The sequence below is a fragment of the Streptomyces pseudogriseolus genome, assembly GCA_002154585.1.
Taxonomy (GTDB): domain Bacteria; phylum Actinomycetota; class Actinomycetes; order Streptomycetales; family Streptomycetaceae; genus Streptomyces; species Streptomyces pseudogriseolus.
Window position 1 is genome coordinate 1 of record MUNG01000637.1, and the last position, 3,614, is coordinate 3,614.

At 71.9% G+C, this 3,614-nt stretch carries 4 protein-coding genes and 1 pseudogene; all 5 read left to right on the forward strand.

All coding sequences use genetic code 11. The annotated features are described in order from the left end of the window. The first annotated feature begins 131 nt into the window (after positions 1 to 131). The 5 genes and pseudogenes from CCN29_RS33630 to CCN29_RS33650 all read left to right on the forward strand — a co-directional run bounded on the left by CCN29_RS33630 (position 132) and on the right by CCN29_RS33650 (position 3,280). Positions 132 to 789, forward strand: a pseudogene (locus CCN29_RS33630) (PDDEXK family nuclease). A gap of 115 nt (positions 790 to 904) precedes the next feature. Then, positions 905 to 1,354 (forward strand): nuclear transport factor 2 family protein, encoded by a 450-nt coding sequence (locus CCN29_RS33635; protein ID WP_006131994.1) that lies wholly within the window; start codon positions 905 to 907, stop codon positions 1,352 to 1,354. Between the two features lie 51 nt (positions 1,355 to 1,405). Further along, a complete protein-coding gene (locus CCN29_RS33640; protein ID WP_006131993.1) occupies positions 1,406 to 1,984 on the forward strand; it encodes a TetR/AcrR family transcriptional regulator in 579 nt (192 codons plus the stop codon). Positions 1,985 to 1,994: 10 nt separating this feature from the next. Further along, positions 1,995 to 2,870: an N-acetyl-1-D-myo-inositol-2-amino-2-deoxy-alpha-D-glucopyranoside deacetylase gene (gene mshB, locus CCN29_RS33645; protein ID WP_031060343.1), complete on the forward strand. Its 876-nt coding sequence runs from the start codon at positions 1,995 to 1,997 to the stop codon at positions 2,868 to 2,870. Beyond that, positions 2,867 to 3,280 (forward strand): DUF6113 family protein, encoded by a 414-nt coding sequence (locus tag CCN29_RS33650; RefSeq protein ID WP_031016865.1) that lies wholly within the window; start codon positions 2,867 to 2,869, stop codon positions 3,278 to 3,280. Before mshB ends, CCN29_RS33650 begins: the two co-directional genes overlap by 4 nt. Positions 3,281 to 3,614 lie beyond the last annotated feature (334 nt).

Below are 3,614 nucleotides of genomic sequence, written 5' to 3' on the forward strand. Positions count from 1 at the left end.
CTGCGACCGCGCCTTCCGCGCACCCACCCCCACGACCCACTGCCGCGACTGCCGAACCGACCTCCAGGAGGCCGCCTAGCATGAACGTGACGATCCTTGCCCCTGGGTACAGACCACGAGGAGCGAGCGCCATGACCATCGCACCTGACGACGCCCGGCGGAACGCCTTCCCCCTGTACCGGGCCATGCGCGACTTCGTGCAGTCGATGGACGACACGCTGCCCGGGAAGTTCGAGATCACCAAGGAAGGGATCGTCCACGACATCACGGCGCCCGTGAAGCAGCACGAGTTGACCGTGCTGCGTCTCCGGAAGCGGCTGGAGAAGGTCATGCCGGAGGAGATCGTCGCGCACACGGGTGAACCCGACGTGGAGGGCGAACCCGAGGGGATCATGCGCCGCCCCGACGTCATGGTGATCGCCGAGGAGGACATGGAAGGGGACGGCACCTTCGATCCCCGCACCCTGGTGGCTGCGGTCGAGATCGTCTCCCGGTCCAACCCCGACAACGACTGGGTCGGCGAGACGCGTGACCACCCGCTGCTCGGCATCCCCGTCCACGCGGTCTTCGCCCCGCACCGGCACCGGCGCCGTCTTCACCGACATCCACTCCACGCCCGACGGCCCCCGCTACGCCACCCGCAAGGACTTCGTCCAAGGCGAGGACGTCACCATCGGCGAGTGGACCATCCCCGCGGACGGTCTGCCGCGCTACCGCGACGAGGAGAGTGGTCAGGCGTGGCGGCGATCGGTTGACCCGTCTTATGTGAGTAGTCTATTACTTGCTTAGCCGCTGATCCAGCGGAATCCCGTGCGACGTCCCGTCACCCTTGGCGGGGCGGCTCTTCTTCGGCCAGTAAGTAAGCGGTCAACCGCTTACATAAGCAGGAACGGAACCTCCAGCCATGACCGCCACCACCCCCACCCGCACCGCCGCCCGCCAGGCCTTCCTCGATCACCTCGACCACCTCGCCGCCGGCCGGGTCGACGAGTGGGCGGAGCTGTTCACCGAGGACGGCGTCCTGGAGTTCCCCTACGCGCCGCCCGGGTATCCCGCCCGTCTCCAGGGGCGCGACGAACTGCGCGCGCACATGGCCGCCTTCCCCAAGGCGTTCCGCGTCGAGATGAAGGACGTGCGGATCCACGAGACCGTCGACCCGACCCTCGTCATCGCCGAACTGCGGAGCGAGGGCGTCGCCCTGGAGACCGGGCGGCCGTACGACCAGACGTACATCTCCGTCGTCGAGACGCGCGACGGGAGGATCAGCCGGTACGTCGACTACTGGAACCCGCTGGTCGCGATGGAGGCCCTCGGCGGCTCCGTCGGCATGGTCACGGCGTTCAGCCGCGACTGAGCCCCGGCGGAGTTTTTGACGCCACTTTCCTGAAAGTGGTTGATTGCTTCCATGGAACCCAGGACGCGTCAGCGCTCCACCGCCGACGAGCGCCGGGCCACGGTCATGCGGACGGCCATCAAGACCTTCGCCGCTCGCGGCTACTACGGCACCTCCACGACCGACGTCGCCAAGGCGGCCGGTATCTCGCAGGGGTACCTGTACCGGCTGTTCAAGGACAAGGAGGCGCTGTTCGTCGCCCTGGTCGACCACTGCTCCGACCGGCTCCGCGAGGCCGCCGCCACCGCGGCGGCCTCCGTGCGCACCACCGACCCGCAGGCCGTCGTCGACGCGCTGACAGCCGCGTACGACGAGGTCATCGACGACCGGGACGTGCTGATGATCCTCATGCACGCCCAGGGCTGCGCGAGCGAGCCCGGCATCGGAGAGGCCGTGCGCCGCTGCTACGCCAGGCAGGTCGAGTACATCCGCGCCGTCTCCGGCGCCTCCGACGAACAGATCCGCCGCTACTTCGCGGACGCCCTGCTCAGCAACGTGCTCGTCGCGATCGACGCCGCCGCCGTCGACGCCCCCTGGGCGCGCACCCTGCGCGGCCGGACGGGTCCGCGCGACGCGCCCCGCGCCACATAGGCTGGAGCCCATGACGGAACTGCCCGAGCGGCGTCTGATGCTGGTGCACGCGCACCCGGACGACGAGTCGATCAACAACGGCGCGACGATGGCGCGCTACGCGGCCGAGGGCGCCCACGTGACGCTGGTCACCTGCACCCTCGGGGAGCGCGGCGAGGTCATCCCGCCCGAGCTGCGGCACCTGAGCGGCGCCGCGCTCGGCGGACACCGGCTGGGGGAGCTGCGGGAGGCCATGACCGCGCTCGGCGTCACCGACTTCCGGCTGCTCGGCGGGGCCGGGCGGTACAGCGACTCCGGGATGATGGGACTGCCCGACAACGACGACCCCGGCTGCTTCTGGCAGGCCGACGTCGACCGGGCCGCCGGGCTGCTCGCCGAGGTGATCCTCGAGGTGCGCCCCCAGGTGCTCGTCACGTACGACGACGACGGCGGCTACGGGCACCCCGACCACATCCAGGCGCACCGCGTCGCCATGCGCGCCGTGGAGCTGGCCGCCGAGGGCGGATGGGACGTGCCCAAGGTCTACTGGAACCGCGTCCCGCGCTCCGTGGCCGAGGAGGCGTTCGCCCGGCTGGAGCGGGACCTGCCCGGCCTGCCCTTCGACAAGTCCGCCTCGGTGCGGGACGTTCCCGGCGTGGTCGACGACCAGCGGGTCACCACCGCCGTCGACGGCACGGCGTACGCCGGCGCGAAGGCCGCCGCGATGCGCGCCCACGCCACCCAGATCACCGTCGCCGACCAGCCGTACTTCGTCCTGTCCAACGAACTGGCGCAGCCGCTGTTCACCACCGAGTACTACGAGCTGGTGCGCGGCGAGCGGCCCGCCGGCCGGGAGGACGACCTGTTCGCCGGCCTCGGCGGCCCCGGCGCCGGGGAGGCGTCGTGAGCGGCGACCGCGTGCCCGCCATCGCGCAGCCGCTGCGCCCGCCGTCCCCGGGGCGCGCCGCCGCCCTGCTCGGGCTGCTGGTGCTCGGCGCCCTGGTCGGCGTCGCCGGGTCGCTGGTCCAGCCCGCCTGGTTCCCCGGCGGGCTGCTGCTCGCCCTGGCCGGCGAGGCCGGCACGGTGCTCGGGGCGGCGCGGCTTACCCGCGGCCGGTCCGGCGGGATCGCGGTCGCCGCCGGCTGGATGATCACCGTCGTGCTGCTGACGGTCAGCCGTCCGGAGGGCGACTTCCTGTTCGCCGCGGGCAGCGGCTCCTACCTCTTCCTCCTCGGTGGCATCGCCGTGGCTGTGATCTGCGCCACCTTCGGCTCCGGCAGGCAACCGGACGGGGCCGCCGCCCGACTTCGCAAGTGACGTACCACTTCGCCGTACCAGGGGCGTGATGGTCCGGTGTGGGTTTCCCCGGCGGTACTGGGATACGGGCCGGACCGGGCCAGTAAGGTGGTGCGCGCCGCCGAGCCTCCCGCGAACCCTCGGCCTCGCCCGAGCTGGGAGGACCCCCACCGTGAGGTCGTGACGGGCGGCGGAGCCAACCGGGAGAACCTGCCTTGAGTCGTGAAACTGACACTCCGTCCTCCGGGCCCGACGGGCGCGGCGGAGCCGCCTACCCGTCGGGCACGCCGCCCTACGGGATCCCGGCGATTCCGGACGCGGGCACGGACGCGGGCCGTCCGGCCGCGCGGCCGGA

Coding starts and splice junctions, on each gene's coding strand:
- CCN29_RS33635 (WP_006131994.1), top strand. CDS start 905: ATGACCGCCACCACCCCCACCCGCACCGCCGCCCGCCAGGCCTTCCTC.
- mshB (WP_031060343.1), top strand. CDS start 1,995: ATGACGGAACTGCCCGAGCGGCGTCTGATGCTGGTGCACGCGCACCCG.
- CCN29_RS33640 (WP_006131993.1), top strand. CDS start 1,406: ATGGAACCCAGGACGCGTCAGCGCTCCACCGCCGACGAGCGCCGGGCC.